General features: G+C 43.6%; 15 protein-coding genes. 3 read left to right on the forward strand and 12 right to left on the reverse strand.

Features of this window, described 5'->3' with window-relative positions; genetic code table 11:
* The first annotated feature begins 98 nt into the window (after positions 1-98).
* The 3 genes from DBX26_RS08685 to DBX26_RS08695 are packed head-to-tail and all read left to right on the forward strand — an operon-like array spanning position 99 to position 3,024.
* Positions 99-1,190: a glycosyltransferase gene (locus DBX26_RS08685; RefSeq protein WP_118118788.1), complete on the forward strand. Its 1,092-nt coding sequence runs from the start codon at positions 99-101 to the stop codon at positions 1,188-1,190.
* Positions 1,187-2,389 (forward strand): glycosyltransferase family 2 protein, encoded by a 1,203-nt coding sequence (locus DBX26_RS08690; RefSeq protein ID WP_118118790.1) that lies wholly within the window; start codon positions 1,187-1,189, stop codon positions 2,387-2,389. The genes DBX26_RS08685 and DBX26_RS08690 overlap by 4 nt, the downstream gene beginning before the upstream one ends.
* A complete protein-coding gene (locus tag DBX26_RS08695; protein ID WP_014232122.1) occupies positions 2,386-3,024 on the forward strand; it encodes a sugar transferase in 639 nt (212 codons plus the stop codon). Before DBX26_RS08690 ends, DBX26_RS08695 begins: the two co-directional genes overlap by 4 nt.
* Before the next feature lie 232 nt (positions 3,025-3,256).
* On the opposite strand, the gene DBX26_RS08700 is transcribed toward DBX26_RS08695, so the two are convergent.
* The 12 genes from DBX26_RS08700 to DBX26_RS08775 form a co-directional block, all read right to left on the reverse strand.
* The gene (locus DBX26_RS08700) at positions 3,257-3,553 is read right to left on the reverse strand and encodes an antibiotic biosynthesis monooxygenase (protein WP_118118792.1); all 297 of its coding nucleotides are present in this window, start codon (positions 3,551-3,553) and stop codon (positions 3,257-3,259) included.
* 113 nt (positions 3,554-3,666) lie between these two features.
* Positions 3,667-4,188: a GNAT family N-acetyltransferase gene (locus tag DBX26_RS08705; RefSeq protein ID WP_118118794.1), complete on the reverse strand. Its 522-nt coding sequence runs from the start codon at positions 4,186-4,188 to the stop codon at positions 3,667-3,669.
* A 285-nt stretch (positions 4,189-4,473) separates the two neighbouring features.
* Positions 4,474-7,446: a polysaccharide lyase family 8 super-sandwich domain-containing protein gene (locus DBX26_RS08710; RefSeq protein WP_254063470.1), complete on the reverse strand. Its 2,973-nt coding sequence runs from the start codon at positions 7,444-7,446 to the stop codon at positions 4,474-4,476.
* 485 nt (positions 7,447-7,931) lie between these two features.
* Entirely contained in the window at positions 7,932-8,267 is a 336-nt protein-coding gene (locus DBX26_RS08725; RefSeq protein ID WP_020334675.1) for a 5-carboxymethyl-2-hydroxymuconate Delta-isomerase, read from the reverse strand.
* A gap of 134 nt (positions 8,268-8,401) precedes the next feature.
* Positions 8,402-8,809 carry an OsmC family protein gene (locus DBX26_RS08730; protein ID WP_118118798.1) on the reverse strand — a complete coding sequence of 136 codons (408 nt, stop codon included), beginning with the start codon at positions 8,807-8,809 and terminating at the stop codon, positions 8,402-8,404.
* A 163-nt stretch (positions 8,810-8,972) separates the two neighbouring features.
* On the reverse strand, positions 8,973-9,440 hold the full coding sequence (locus DBX26_RS08735; RefSeq protein WP_118118800.1) for an ASCH domain-containing protein: 468 nt from the start codon (positions 9,438-9,440) through the stop codon (positions 8,973-8,975).
* Between the two features lie 686 nt (positions 9,441-10,126).
* Positions 10,127-10,543 carry a hypothetical protein gene (locus DBX26_RS08750; RefSeq protein WP_118118804.1) on the reverse strand — a complete coding sequence of 139 codons (417 nt, stop codon included), beginning with the start codon at positions 10,541-10,543 and terminating at the stop codon, positions 10,127-10,129.
* Between the two features lie 556 nt (positions 10,544-11,099).
* Entirely contained in the window at positions 11,100-11,246 is a 147-nt protein-coding gene (locus DBX26_RS08755) for a DUF3265 domain-containing protein (protein WP_118118806.1), read from the reverse strand.
* On the reverse strand, positions 11,237-11,776 hold the full coding sequence (locus DBX26_RS08760) for a histidine phosphatase family protein (RefSeq protein WP_118118808.1): 540 nt from the start codon (positions 11,774-11,776) through the stop codon (positions 11,237-11,239). Before DBX26_RS08760 ends, DBX26_RS08755 begins: the two co-directional genes overlap by 10 nt.
* 156 nt (positions 11,777-11,932) lie before the next feature.
* A complete protein-coding gene (locus DBX26_RS08765) occupies positions 11,933-12,412 on the reverse strand; it encodes a hypothetical protein (RefSeq protein ID WP_025613315.1) in 480 nt (159 codons plus the stop codon).
* A 142-nt stretch (positions 12,413-12,554) separates the two neighbouring features.
* Positions 12,555-12,992, reverse strand: a complete 438-nt coding sequence (locus DBX26_RS08770) for a hypothetical protein (RefSeq protein WP_118118809.1) — start codon at positions 12,990-12,992, stop codon at positions 12,555-12,557.
* A gap of 119 nt (positions 12,993-13,111) precedes the next feature.
* Complete coding sequence (locus DBX26_RS08775) at positions 13,112-13,588, reverse strand: hypothetical protein (RefSeq protein ID WP_118118811.1); 477 nt, start codon at positions 13,586-13,588, stop codon at positions 13,112-13,114.
* Positions 13,589-13,798: the final 210 nt, after the last annotated feature.

Genomic DNA, 13,798 nt, shown 5'->3' on the forward strand with positions numbered 1-13,798 from the left:
CGACAAAAAGTTCGTAAACCATTGTATTGATTAAATAATAAATCTGGCACACATAATGCTAATACTAGTTCAGAGCTAAACATCCGTTAGGAGCGAGTATGAGCATAAAGTCCAAAACGATTATTCACGTGGTTCAGCACCTTTCCCCTGGTGGATTAGAGGCGCTCGCACTCAACATGCTGGCGTTTTCGTCCCCACACCAGAAAGTACTCATTGTTAGTTTGGAAGGTAAAAAACAAGAAGCAGTATTGAAATGGTCAAAACTGAAGTCGGTTGAAAACCAATTAATCTTTCTTAACAAGCCGTCAGGCTATAGCGTTAAGACGCTGATACAACTTGTTAAACTGTTTCTCACGTTAAAGCCAAGCGTTGTTCATACCCATCATATTGGTCCGATTCTATACGGCTCCGTTGCTGCTCGCTTGGCCGGGGTAAAAGCTCGAATTCATACCGAACATGATGCATGGCATCTATCAGACCAAAAGCACCGCGCTTTACAAAACCTGGCACTAAAAATCGCTAAACCCTGCGTTGTTGCCGATGCACTCCTGGTAAAACAACGAATTCATCAACATTTTGATTATCAGGATGTCAGGGTGATCAAAAACGGTATCGACTGCGAGAAATTCACCACTGGCTCCAAGCACCTTGCCCGTCAGCTTTTTGGACTGCCTGTGCAAAGCACCATTATTGGTACGGCAGGTCGATTAGAACAAGTCAAAGGTCACGACATTTTGATCAACGCGATGGCATTACTGCCGAACCATATACAGCTAGTTATCGCTGGGGATGGTAGCCAACGTATCAAATTAGAACAGCAAGTGCAGCAACTTGGGTTAAGAAGTCGAGTAACCTTTCTTGGTCTTGTTGATGACATGACGCGATTTTATCAAACGCTGGACTTATTCTGTTTGCCCTCACGTCGTGAAGGTTTCCCGCTCTCTACTTTAGAGGCCCAAGCATGTGACATTGTCACTTTAGCAAGCGACGTAGGTGCAACAAAAGAAACCCTTTGCCCAAGCACCGGAATGTTGTTTGAAAGTGAAAACTCACAGCAGTTGGCCGCCAGTGTAAAAACCGCCTTAAACAAACCAGTAAAAGCATCCCCAAGACAGTTTGTCTTAAAGCATAACGACATCAGGGACATGATGCGTGCATACGAAATATTAGCTGAGGAGAAAAGCGCATGATTGATTTACTACTTACCACACTGTTTATTATCAGTTGCGTGTTGGTTATCTATCACCACGTTGGCTACCCTGTTCTACTGTCTTGGTATTCTAAAAATCATCCTTACAAAGTGCGCAGCCATAGAACGCGTGGATATAGAAGTATCAAAAGCGATCGGGGATGTTCAACCATCACTATCTTGGTACCTGCCTACAACGAAGAGCAGTGGATAGCGGACAAAATTCGCAACCTATCTGCGCTTGATTATCCAAAAAATAAGTACAAAGTCATCATCGCATGTGATGGCTGTACCGATAAGACAGTGAGTATTGCAGAACAAACCATCCAAGAAGCAATTTGTTCCGATACACATTTTGAAATCCGGGCATTTAAAACCAATCGTGGCAAAGTTGCCCTGATAAATGAACAGATGAAAACCATCACCAGTGATATTACGGCCTTGAGCGACGTGTCCGCCCTTATTTCCATTGATGCGCTATGGATTGCAAATACACATTTTCAAGACAGTAAAGTCGGCGTCGTCAATGGTCACTATCAATTGTTTAAGCCGGGTAACGCTGGGGAAGCCAGCTACTGGAAATACCAAAGTCAGCTTAAGATGCGTGAAGCCTCACTTGGCTCAACGCTTGGAGCACATGGCGCATTTTACCTATTCCGCACGTACCTGTTTGAATCGATGAGTGCCAATACAATCAATGATGACTTTATAATTCCTATGTCGATCGTACGTCAGGGGTATATTGCTGAATATGAGCCTGAGATGGTTGCTCTGGAGATGGAAGCCACCAATGAGAAAGATGATTTTAGCCGAAGACTGCGTATCTCTGCCGGCAACATGCAGCAGGCAATCCTGCTTTGTGAGATGTTCTTACCGAAGTACAGAGGTGTCGCATTTGCATTCTTTTCCGGCAAAGGGCTACGTCTCATGACCCCTTACCTACTTCTATTTTGTTTTGTTAGTTCTATCGCCATGATGGACAACCCACTTTTCATGGCAGCACTGATCACTCAAATCGCGATCTATTCACTGGCGATTGTGATTTATCACCTACCACATATATTTTGTCACAAAGCCTGCAAGCTACTGCTTTACATCGTTGCTGGTCATTGCGCAAATTTCATCGGTGGTATGCGATACCTATTTGGTCTTGAATCAGGAAAGTGGTCTCGTGTAGGCCAAAAAGGAGATGTACTATGAGCAACGTATCCGCACATATTTCAATTTGGTTTGCAAAACGTCTCTTTGATTTGTTCGGCGCGCTATTTGGTTTACTGCTTCTGTCACCAGTAATGCCTTTTATCGCGATAGCAATCAAACTCTCCTCTTCGGGCCCTGTGTTTTATAAACAGCTTCGAGTCGGTAAATCTACACCAGAGAAAATGATGTTTTTTGAAATCATTAAGTTTCGCACCATGTACCAAGATGCAGAACAACACACAGGGGCAGTTTGGGCGACGGAAAATGACCCAAGAATCACGCCAGTTGGACGATTTTTACGTAAGACTCGTTTGGATGAAATCCCACAACTTTTTAACGTGGTTAAAGGTGACATGTCACTGATAGGTCCACGACCTGAACGCCCTAGTTTCTATAGCAAACTGGAGAGTGCGATCCCTTATTTCGCTGATAGAACCTATGGCGTGATGCCGGGTATTACCGGATTAGCTCAAGTCAATCAGGGTTACGATACCTGCATTGATGACGTGCGAAGAAAAGTCGGCTATGACCACAGTTACGCGCTTTCTCTATGCTCGATGAAGTCTTGGCTCAGTATGGATATGAGCATCATCACCAAAACCATTGTGGTGATGTTTGATGGTCGGGGGCAATAGCAGAAATAGGCACTGGATTTAATCATTGTGACGCACAGCGACTATCGAGTTGTTGGGCTTTGCTTAATAACGCAAGAGGCTCAAAGGTTACCCCTTTGCGCCTCTACTGTGCTTGAGGCAACCCATTGAAACGCCCTACCATGATTAGCTAGAGTTTCTTTAGCACACTTAATACATACGATTTATCTATCCATTGACTCCAGAGACGCCCCTGCGCGATTTGTCGCTGACACTATTTAGTTCTATCTTCAATTTCGTCGAATGCTTCAACCGAGATACGTTCAGCAATTTCACGCATCTTCTGCATTTTTTCTGGATTGCGATTTTCCCAGAACCGTTCCCAATTTTCGCGCGTTTGCCATTTGGCAATAGTGAGAACCTTTTCAGGCTTATCATAGGAACGGAGCATAAAGCTACCGAGCGCACCTTCTACCGAAGTGTGGATGGATTCGGTCGCCGAACGCCAGGCATCTTGAAACTCGTCCATTTTCTCGATTGGTACACGCCACTCATACACAACTCTAAACATAAAACTCCCTGTAAGATACGCAGTTTCTAAATCCCAAAGCATTTGGCACATAACGTCACGTTATGGGGTGAACCAAAGCAATACGGAAGGCGATACATCCATCTTAAACACAACTAGTACATATATCCTAACCAGTCCATGTGTCCAACTGCCCAAGTTTTTCCACTCATTGACTTTATATACAAATCATTCACCCGCTCCACTGCGACACCATAATTTCTGTGTTCAGATAGTCGCAACCATGAACTGAGCGTATCAACACGCTGATAACCATTTTGTGTATAAAAGCTATGCAGATCAGATATTAAGATTATGAAATCGACATCTTTAGTAGAAGCATAATCTGCAAGCTGAGATAACATTGAAGAGCCAATACCTTTACCTTGATGAGCGCTGTCGATACAAAAATCGATAACACCTAAGACTTTGTAGTTTTCTTCTCCCACGGCTATCACTCGATAGTCTAAGCCCATGTAACCAACAAGTTGATTACCTTTATATTTCAGGGCTCTCATGTGAGGAAGTTGCTTGTAATAAGAGCGTGCCACTTGATCTTCTGGAAACGACTGGTTTCGCAAAGACTGAATCTCAGAATGCTGATCTCTCGACAATTCTATTTCCGGGTAAATATCCATATTTGACCTTTAAAAGCTACCACTGTGTTAAAGCGCCGCATAGCTACATTATCAAAACTTAACCCACAAATGAGTAACCCTGAAACATCAACATCACAGCTGTGTCCATTCCTGTAGACTCTGCCATCAGCTCTGTTACGACTTAGCTGCTTGTAATATCAGCTGAGGTTTTTGACCGCAGGCCATCATACGAAGACCCTGGCGCATCAGCTGCATAAGACAGAGCATCAATTGTCAGACTGATGCTCTGTTCACTACACTCCTCGGCAGTTCCTCCTTAAGAACTTATTTCACCGGCTCTTCCAACTCACCTTGGATTAGCAGCTGAGGGGTATATTTACCTCCACTGTGCTCTTTGGTAGATAAACCGACATAACCGCCTTGACCTTTCTCGTCGATATTAACCAGCAGCAGATCCAGTGAACGCTTGCTGTCCAATTTGTTGACGATATCAGTTACATCCAGCTCAATCCATTTCTGGCTTTGACCATGGCTGGCTGTGGTAATGCCAGATGCTGTGGCACCGTCGGTGGAAGGTAAAGTATTCCAAGTGATGCTTTCTTTTTCAACCCAGTCGCCGGCGTCTGCAGCAAAAGCCTGCAAGCGGGTATCTTTATTACCGCCAGTTTTGTCTGGACGGGTGTCAACACCTCGGATATGCAACTTTAATTTGGCGGAAGTCGCTTTTAAGCCCATCAGGCCGTTTGTATCAAAGCGAAGAATACTTATATGATCCAGTGCCGGGTTGTTGTAGTGATTTTCTACCCCCATGAACCCCCAAGCAATACCGTCGAATTTGTCAGCCTGATTACCACCGCGCACATAAGCGTCTTGAGTCACTTTCAGCTCTAGCCCGCCAGCTGCCAGATCTTGCTTGGCCTTAGCTCTGGCTTCTGCATCAGCTTTTGCTTGGGCTTCAGATGCCTCTTTGGCTGCAGCTTCCGCTTTGGCAACAACTGCGGCTTGGGCTTCAGCTGCGACTCTTGCTTCTTCTTCTGCTTGCTTGATTTCATCCCTGAAAGCTTGGTTTATCTTCTCCGTACCTTGGTAGAACGGGAAGGTTACGCTGTTACCTTGTTCCGCAGTTTTGCCGTGTGTCATCACCATGCGAGTTACCGCTTCGCCCTTGGCTTTAGAGTCCAGCGTCAGCTTAACTTCAGCGTAAGACAAGCCTGGAGTGGATAAGGTTACGATCGGTTCAGCGCCACTTTCATCTACCAGCAATACACTCGGTTTATCTACAGAAACCGTAAGATCGTCGCTGATCACTACGCTGCCGGCCTGATGGAAAACGACACCAGTGATCTTAAGATCGGAATTACGTACGGCCTGTACGCTGGTGCTATTCTGCAGTACGGTCACTGGCATCATCTGCTGATAGGACGCCGTCTGCTCTGCGGTCAGCTCAGGCACAATAATGTACTGGTAGTCGGCGTCACTTGGCTTCACGCCGTGGCTGATATGCAGGGTGAAGACATCCTTAGAGACTTCATTGGCGGAAGATCCACTGCGGATCCGTTTCCAGTTACCTTTCTGCGTCTGGTTGGACAGGTGGCGTTCGCCGTTTTGCGGGAATATATAACCTACGCCATCATGGTGCACCCAGTTGGCAGAGCTGATCTCACGTACACCGTTTTCAACTTCCAGACCATCAACCGTCACCTTACCGTTGAGCAGGGTCTGGTTGAGAGTAGTGTTCACATTTTCAGCGGATGTTGAAGAGATGCCTGCGCCTAACGCAACTATCTCGTTTTTAAAGCTGAACCATGATTTCTTCGCTTTAGTGTTGAATGCATCACCTTTGGCTGGACTGGTATCCAGGTTCATATCCATGGTTGTTACGCCATAATTGCCGTTAGACACGCCACCCACGAAAGCAACTTCTGGCTGTTCAACCTTACCCCAGTCATCCGGCAAGCCTTCATATTCAGGCGCGGTTACGCCCGGCACCAACTTCCAGTTCCATACCGGGAAAATGTTGTGGTATTCGTCGCCGCGCTGTTCCAGGAATGTGCTGCCGAAGCCCAGCCAATAGCCCAACAGGTTTTCACCGTTACCACTTTCATTAGGGTAGGTTCGCTGGGAGTTCATGCGAATGCCGAAGAAGTGACCATCGGCCATTTTGGTGGAATAGTCACTGCGCCAGAAGTGTTTAAAGCCATTCAAACCGGAAGGTTCACCATGTCTGGCACCTGTAACGTGCGCTTTAAAGGCCATCGCTTCAGCCGCACGTTCAGGAGTTAATGCAGCCACCATATCCATCTGGGTGATATTATTGCTTGGTTTTAACGGCGGTAGCTCAGCCAGAGGAGTCAGTTCTGGTTTGCTGCGGCTGATACCGCGTCCCCAGGTGTTGTAGTCCAGACGGCTGCCGCGCTTCATCCAGCGCCAGCCATCCAGGAAGAAGTTGGTGAGAATATCCGCCTTCTCTTGGCTAAACCGCCATTCGGTATCGCGGACCATATAGGCGACTCGCAAGGTTGCGCCAAACCAGACTTCACCATAGCCTGCGCTGTACAGTTGAGCGCCGTGCTGGTGGAAAGAGTAATCCGCCTGAATGCCTTCGCCATTGGTGAGTTTGACGGTATTTTCCATGTCTTTTACTGCGGCGCCAACCAGAGATTTGCTAGGGATCAGCAGGCCTCGGTAGATTACGACCAGGTTGATGTCACTGCGGTTACCGCCAGTTGTCTCAGCATTATCACTCTTACGGACTCCAGGAGTATCTGACATGATCATCGCGGTTTGAAAGCGCTGCTCCATCGGCAGCAGGTCACCCAACATCAGAGCAACTTCACCGAGGAATTGAGGCTGACCAATGTCTGCCCACCACCAACCGGTTTTGAAATCTTGTTGATGCCAATAGGTCAAGCCACGAATAGCGGCATCCGCCAAATCGGCATTATTTGATTGCACGAAAGCGGCGCCGATCATACGCAGGCGTCTTAGGTGATCTCCGGCTTGCCAACCAGTTGGATCTTCGTCGGCATATTCAATATCTTCCCAACTGCCATTCGCGGCCATGCTGTCAGCATACTCTTGCGCTAGTTCCGACACTGATTTCTGTTGTTTAGCGGCTATGTCGGTTTGGCGCTCAACAAAACCACTCAGCATATTCTGGCGCACCAGCTCGAACTCATTGGCTGCCTGAGATTGAACTTCGGAAGCATGTTGACTTTCGACTTCTTTGATTATTCCATTACATCCAGTAATGGCTAGCACCGATGCGGTAATTACCGATAATTTGAACTTCTTCAACTTCAACTCCACATTTATTCTGACAAAAGAACAAAGGAAACCTGAAACAACGTTTCTCTTGTGGTGAAACAATAAATGTTTTATTGACTTGTATTAGTTCTGATGAAGATAACGCGAAGCAGATCAAATCATCCTAGCCATCTGCAGTGATTTTAATCACAAAAGGTGCCGTGTTGAGTAACAACCTCTTTTTTGAAATGTGCCATTTACGGATAAAATGGGCATCATACATTTCTGATCACCAATATATTCTGTGGTAAGTTGCATTGCCTCCGATTTGCACAAACTCACCCCTCCCAAAAGTAATGGACAAAAGCAAGGGACTGATCAGATTCGAGGCTTTTAGGATAACTTGTGAAATATAACGTTCTATTTAGGGGTGAACGACGCAATACCAAAACCGCCGCATTCCACCTAAAACACCAAACGCAACGCATAGTAAAAATGCCACGCGTTGCGAATCCCTCTTAAACAGTTTGTTATATTTAAACTATCTGCTTGGCATAACTGTTTCGGTCTATATCTACAACCTCTACTGTTAATGAAGCACTAACCAACTGGATTGATTTCAGCCTGGACATGACACTATTAGACAAAAGTAACTTGTCTTGTTCATTACGACCAGAAAGAATACGCAAAGTTACGTGAATAAAGTCTTCTTTAGCGGAGCCTGTTTGATAGTTTTCATATGCAATACTTCTAACCTTTATATCGCTACCATCTGGCTCAAACAAATTCGACTCTAAAGCACCCAAAAACACTTTCTGATTCAAGTCTACCGGTTCGATAGATGATGAATGCTCAATAATACAATGAGGCAAAACTTACTCCTTAAATATAACGCCACATTAAGGGGTGAACAACGCCACCACCTAGCCTAAATCATTGTGCCGTAAACACTAAAGCTTAATCAAACTGAAAATGCCAAGCGTTGAGAATCCCTCTTAAACGCTTGTTAAGTGCAATTTTTGCCCACTTCCGCTGAAAAAGTGATATCGACCGTGGGGCTCAGCATAAGACAAACATGACAATGCTTTTCCACCGCATCTTGAGCTGCTCGCAAAATGTCAGATTCCTTAAAACCACTGCCATTTACTGTAAAGTGTAAGTTTGCCGATTTATATAAACGAGGTTCTGATTCCGTTAGGGCGAAAGTAACCGTATTTTCTAGGCCTTTAACTTCAAAACCTTGATCTTGTAGTAACAAGACGACATCCGTAGCACTACATGAACCTAAAGCCGACAATAGAACTTCTGTTGGACAAGGGGCTTTCTCACTTGTAGCGTCAACATTAAACGTAAAGCCGCCTTCAGTTAACACTTTAAAACGACAATCACCATCCCACTTTATATTAATACTCATACTTCCCTACTTTTTGATGTGACTATTGTTGATTGCACTTAACGCCCAATTAAGGGATGAGCAACGCTACCACAAAATTCAATTATTACACCGTAAACACAAAAGCCAAATCAAACCAAAACCGCCTAGCGTTGCGAATCTGTCTTAAACGCTTTGTTAGAAATTACTTGTGCACTAACTCAAACGTTACAAGAACCAACTCTGTTGAGTCGTTGAATTCTATACCATAAGCTGATTTACAGTCTCTAGTGAAGAAGTCGTGATGTGCTTTATACCACCACTCATAGGTGCCATCTCCTTCCCCCTCAGATTCAGCGAATTCTCGACTAACCTGTCCAAAGGGACAAAAGTCCACATTGGTTATTTTTACTATGCAAACCGGGTTCTTTTCCCAGTCAAGCACGATTTGGTACTGCCCAACTTTAGGAAACTCCTCACCTTCAATACGGTACGCTTCTTTGAGGCTGCAAGTTGCACGTTTTTGACCAAGAGAGACAAGACGAGCGCACTCATTTGTATTGTATTCATCGTCACAAAAGTAAGTAGTTTCTAACTCTCCAATCTCAGCAAGTTGAGATTCAGACAGTGTACTTGCATAGGCTTGGAAATAATCCACATACCTTGCATCCATAATAAATTCTCCATGTAATTTCTAACGCTGCGTTAAGGTGTGGCAACGCAATACCAAAGCCGCCGCATACCGCCTTAATCACTAAAACTGACGCATAGTAAAAATGCCACGCGTTACGAATTCCTCTTGAATTGTTTGTTAGCACACTGCCCCTAAATCCTTTGGTAAACTCCAAGATATTGAAATATAGCATGAAACTTTTGGCTTAAAACACTGAAGCTAAAGGGAGAACTGCCAAACTAGAACCCAATCTCAAAACACAAGTTGGCTAGAAGAAAAACTTGCTTTACTGCCCTATTTTCGCCGTTTTCAAATTAAAAAAGGATACGGGCTTCAAAACCAAACGACTGCGCCAAAGAAACTCAGTGTTTGACGAAAATTTCCCAGCACCAAAGAAGCCACACCAGAGAAATAGCCCGAAAGTTAGAAACCGTAAACGGTGAAATCAACGCGAACACAACTCATATAGTGCCACCGGAAAGAACGTGAAAGGCACATTTGACCAGGTGTAAAGATAGGAAAAGAACCCGATAAACCCCGAAAAATTTACCGTGATGCCAATCCAGTACTAACGCCCTGTTAAGGGGTGAGCAACGCAATACAGATGCCGCCGCATACCGCCTTAAACACTAAAAACAACGCATAGTGAAAATGCCACGCGTTGCGAATCCCTCTTAAACAGTTTGTTATGCTCTTTCTTTTAGGGATTTCACAAGACTTACAAGAGCTAAAACTTCGGGGGTTTTAAAACGGTCAAGTTTTGGTAATACATAACTATCATTCACCGTTTTTAAAGTGATCTCTTTGATAACTGCGCCGTCCTTTAAGTAAGTTGTATCAAACGATTCAACATCACATACACTCAAGTGCCAAAGTGCACTGCTTCCCAGTCTAAGAGTAATACGCCCATCTAGAACCTCGATGCTATAAAGGCTATTTTTATCTGGAAATTTTTGCTGCAATAATAAGCTAATTACGGCTATCGCGCTCAAACCTAGCGCAACAAATAAGCTTCCTGATGCAATAGAAATACCGATAGTACCTATAGTGCCGATTAAAAATGCACCTTTATTTAAAGCTTTCTCTTTTTCCCTGAGATACAAAACTTCCTCCTAGAGCATAACGCCGCGTTAAGTGGTGAACAACGCCACCACCGAACTTAACTTATTGTGCCGTAAACACTAAAATTGATTCAAACTAGAAATGCCAAGCGTTGAGAATCCGTCTTAAACGCCTTGTTATGCTCCCGACGCTAAAACCAAAACAATAAAACAAGATTAACTTCTTGCATGAAACTTCAGGTCTTCTGATTAATTTATGTACTTCTTAAAACCTTTAGCATCTTTTGCTGGAAATGGGTTAAGGGCTAGTCCTTTCTTAGTGTTTAGACAACGTCAGTTACTGGTTAGAAAATATCACATTCTCTTTGCGACGAACTTATCATATGTTTTACTCCCTCATCATCTACCCACTCTGTTGTACTGATTTCCGTGACACAGTCACTGGCTATATTTACATAAGTGTAAACACATACAAACCCGACCAAAAAAATGATTAAGTAAACAATGTTTGTTTTTGAAAAATACACTCTAGTTAATCCTTTATGATCAATTCAAATTTTTGACACACGCTTTTTAGCCAACATGAGAAACCGTGATTCTATGAGGTTTCTGGAGCATAACGCTGCGTTAAGGGGTGAATGCCGCACAAACCAGCTTTCCGCAGACCACTTTCACCACTAAAACTCACTGCATACCAAAAATGCCACGCGGCATGAATCCCTCTTAAACGCTTTGTTAGCCCAATTTACCCAACGTTAGCGTACGATAGCTTCCGCAACCAATACTGTTGTCTTGGTTGCCAGCCAAACTTTCAAACACATTAAAATGCGAAACGACGATTACCTTAGAATAATGCGTGTATCGCGATAACACACCTTCTGTACGATTTCTAAGCGCTATCCAAGACTCATACGGAACATTATTGGGCTCCGCATTATTTTTTAGCGAAGCGCGATACTCATGCCAACGGCGATCTCGTTCTTGAAGATCTACATAACCACCATCCAAGTCCGCTCGCCACTCTCGTAGGTCATGTTCAACAAAGAGTTCTAAACCGAGTTTACGATTAATGATTTCGGCAGTTTGTAGTGCTCTTGTATACGGTGAAGAGATGATAACTTCTGCTTTCTCGAGTTGAATTTCTTGAGCAACAGCGTACAACTCATGGATGTGATCTCGGTGTAAAGGAGCGTAATCTTTTTCAAGCTGGCTCATTTTTCGCTCGTCAGATAACGAGTAGTCAGGCACTCCATGCCTTACAAATACAACTTCCATTCGTCACTAAATCTCCATTTTTACCGGATTGGGCTAACGCCCGCTTAAGTGGTGAGCAACGCTACCACGACACTCAATTATTGCACCGTAAACACAAAAGCCAAATCAGACTAAAACCGCCGAGCGTTGCGAATCCGTCTTAAAGCGTTTGTTAGTTTAAATAGTTTCCGCGTCAGGAATTAGTGCTTTCATTGCATCTGAGAACTCACCCTCGACGTATGACGATATTTTTGCAAACAACCCCCACAAAGCCAGCTCAAACGCGGTATCTCTGTCGGCGTTGCCCCAGTCGATAGGAACCATTTTAATAAAGGCTTCAACCTGGTGAGTAAGACCCTTATGCTCAACTTTGTGGGCAATGTTATTTCTAATATTGTTTAGCTTTCTAGCGGCGTTCCAACAATTTTTATCCGTATCTTCAGGCACAAGTGACTGGGCTAAGCAAATTGCTTGATCGCATGTGAGTCGTGCTTCCTTTAACACCTTAGGGTTTGGAAGCTTACTATCGATAACTAGCCTCACTTGTTCTTCTATCAACAAGTGTCCCTTCAATATTACAAGTTCAGGCTCTTTTCCATGAGGAAGAAGAGATATAAAACGTTCAAAAGCCTCAAACTGCCTTCCATTCGTGCTCATTGTGACTCCTTTAAACTAACGCCCGCTTAAGTGGTGAGCAACGCTACCACGAAACTCAACTATTGCACCGTAAACACAAAAGCCAAAGCAAACCAAAACTGCCAAGCGTTGCGAATCCGCCTTAAAGCGTTTGTTAAATGACTTACGCGACGGTTACTACTTTAATTAATTGCTTCTCTATGGATTGTGCTAATTCATCAGCATCTCTGGCATTATCCATTAACTCGATACGCTTTTTAGATGTAACTTTACCTCTATTACTATCTGATATGCGAAAGCAAATAGTGAAATATTTAGCTATTTCATCTGCAAGAGGTTTATCAAAGTAAAAAACAGCATTCTTTGACGGGTAATAGAACTTGCTTACACTTGAAGTTTCCGCACCATCCCATTTCTGAGTCATATGCATTTTCAACTCAAAAAATGCATCATAAATCGCTTTTTGATGCTGATGTAAACTGATCTGATTTGCTTTTTTAGCTTCAGACCAGGCCCAACGAGCATATAGAGCAGACAAAGCCGCTACCACCAATGAAACGACTGCCGTAGCATCTGATATATCCAAGATTCCTCCTGTCATTTAACGCCGCGTTAAGTAGTGAGCAACGCTACCACTAAACCTAAACCATTGTGCTGTAAACACTAAAGCCGATTAAAACCAAAAATGCCACGCGTTGCGAATCTGCCTTAAACGCTTTGTTATGTACGTTGGAACTTGATCTGAGGACTCGTTACTGCGTCAGTATTTGCGTCACGAAAAGAAAAATACCCATCAAGTTCGAACCCATTTCTAACCGATTTCAAATACATTGTCCCACCAGAGAAAATTTTTTTATCTTTACTTTTAGCATTTAAAGTCAGGAAGTTTTCCCAGTAATTTCCCATCAATTCGAAATCTACATGTTCTGTGATTTCACCAGCAGTGTTACTAAACTGCATAGATCCAGTTAAAGAATGTGCATTTTGGCGAATTACTAGCGACAACTTAGTAACTGAGTTTTGTTCATCGTTTTTATATTCAGCTATCCAAACTCCCGAAATATCGGCTCCTTGGTAACGCATTCTTTGCCAAAACGGTACAATAACATTCATCCAAAACTGTTTGCACATGAACAGTAATAAAGCCGTTAATACACCGACAAAAACGCCTATTACTATTGTCTCGATTTGTTCCATATTACCCTCTTAGTACATAACGCTTTCTATACGGCTTTTTGCAGCCTTTCAGGCGTAACAACGCCTTATTTCTCTTAAGCATATTTATGAATATTAGCACTTATATTTATGAAAGATATAGAAACGAGGTATGAATATGAGTGCTGATACGCGCAATTAGACGGCAAAAAGCTGGTTAGTCAACTGAGTGATGCTAAATTAACAAACCTG

Source organism: Vibrio sp. dhg (assembly GCF_003443775.1).
GTDB classification, from domain to species: domain Bacteria; phylum Pseudomonadota; class Gammaproteobacteria; order Enterobacterales; family Vibrionaceae; genus Vibrio; species Vibrio natriegens.

Bases quoted from the DNA above. Each gene is read 5' to 3' on its own strand.
- DBX26_RS08685 (WP_118118788.1), top strand. From the start codon at position 99: ATGAGCATAAAGTCCAAAACGATTATTCACGTGGTTCAGCACCTTTCC.
- DBX26_RS08690 (WP_118118790.1), top strand. From the start codon at position 1,187: ATGATTGATTTACTACTTACCACACTGTTTATTATCAGTTGCGTGTTG.
- DBX26_RS08695 (WP_014232122.1), top strand. From the start codon at position 2,386: ATGAGCAACGTATCCGCACATATTTCAATTTGGTTTGCAAAACGTCTC.
- DBX26_RS08700 (WP_118118792.1), bottom strand. From the start codon at position 3,553: ATGTTTAGAGTTGTGTATGAGTGGCGTGTACCAATCGAGAAAATGGAC.
- DBX26_RS08705 (WP_118118794.1), bottom strand. From the start codon at position 4,188: ATGGATATTTACCCGGAAATAGAATTGTCGAGAGATCAGCATTCTGAG.
- DBX26_RS08730 (WP_118118798.1), bottom strand. From the start codon at position 8,809: ATGAGTATTAATATAAAGTGGGATGGTGATTGTCGTTTTAAAGTGTTA.
- DBX26_RS08735 (WP_118118800.1), bottom strand. From the start codon at position 9,440: ATGGATGCAAGGTATGTGGATTATTTCCAAGCCTATGCAAGTACACTG.
- DBX26_RS08760 (WP_118118808.1), bottom strand. From the start codon at position 11,776: ATGGAAGTTGTATTTGTAAGGCATGGAGTGCCTGACTACTCGTTATCT.
- DBX26_RS08765 (WP_025613315.1), bottom strand. From the start codon at position 12,412: ATGAGCACGAATGGAAGGCAGTTTGAGGCTTTTGAACGTTTTATATCT.
- DBX26_RS08770 (WP_118118809.1), bottom strand. From the start codon at position 12,992: ATGACAGGAGGAATCTTGGATATATCAGATGCTACGGCAGTCGTTTCA.
- DBX26_RS08775 (WP_118118811.1), bottom strand. From the start codon at position 13,588: ATGGAACAAATCGAGACAATAGTAATAGGCGTTTTTGTCGGTGTATTA.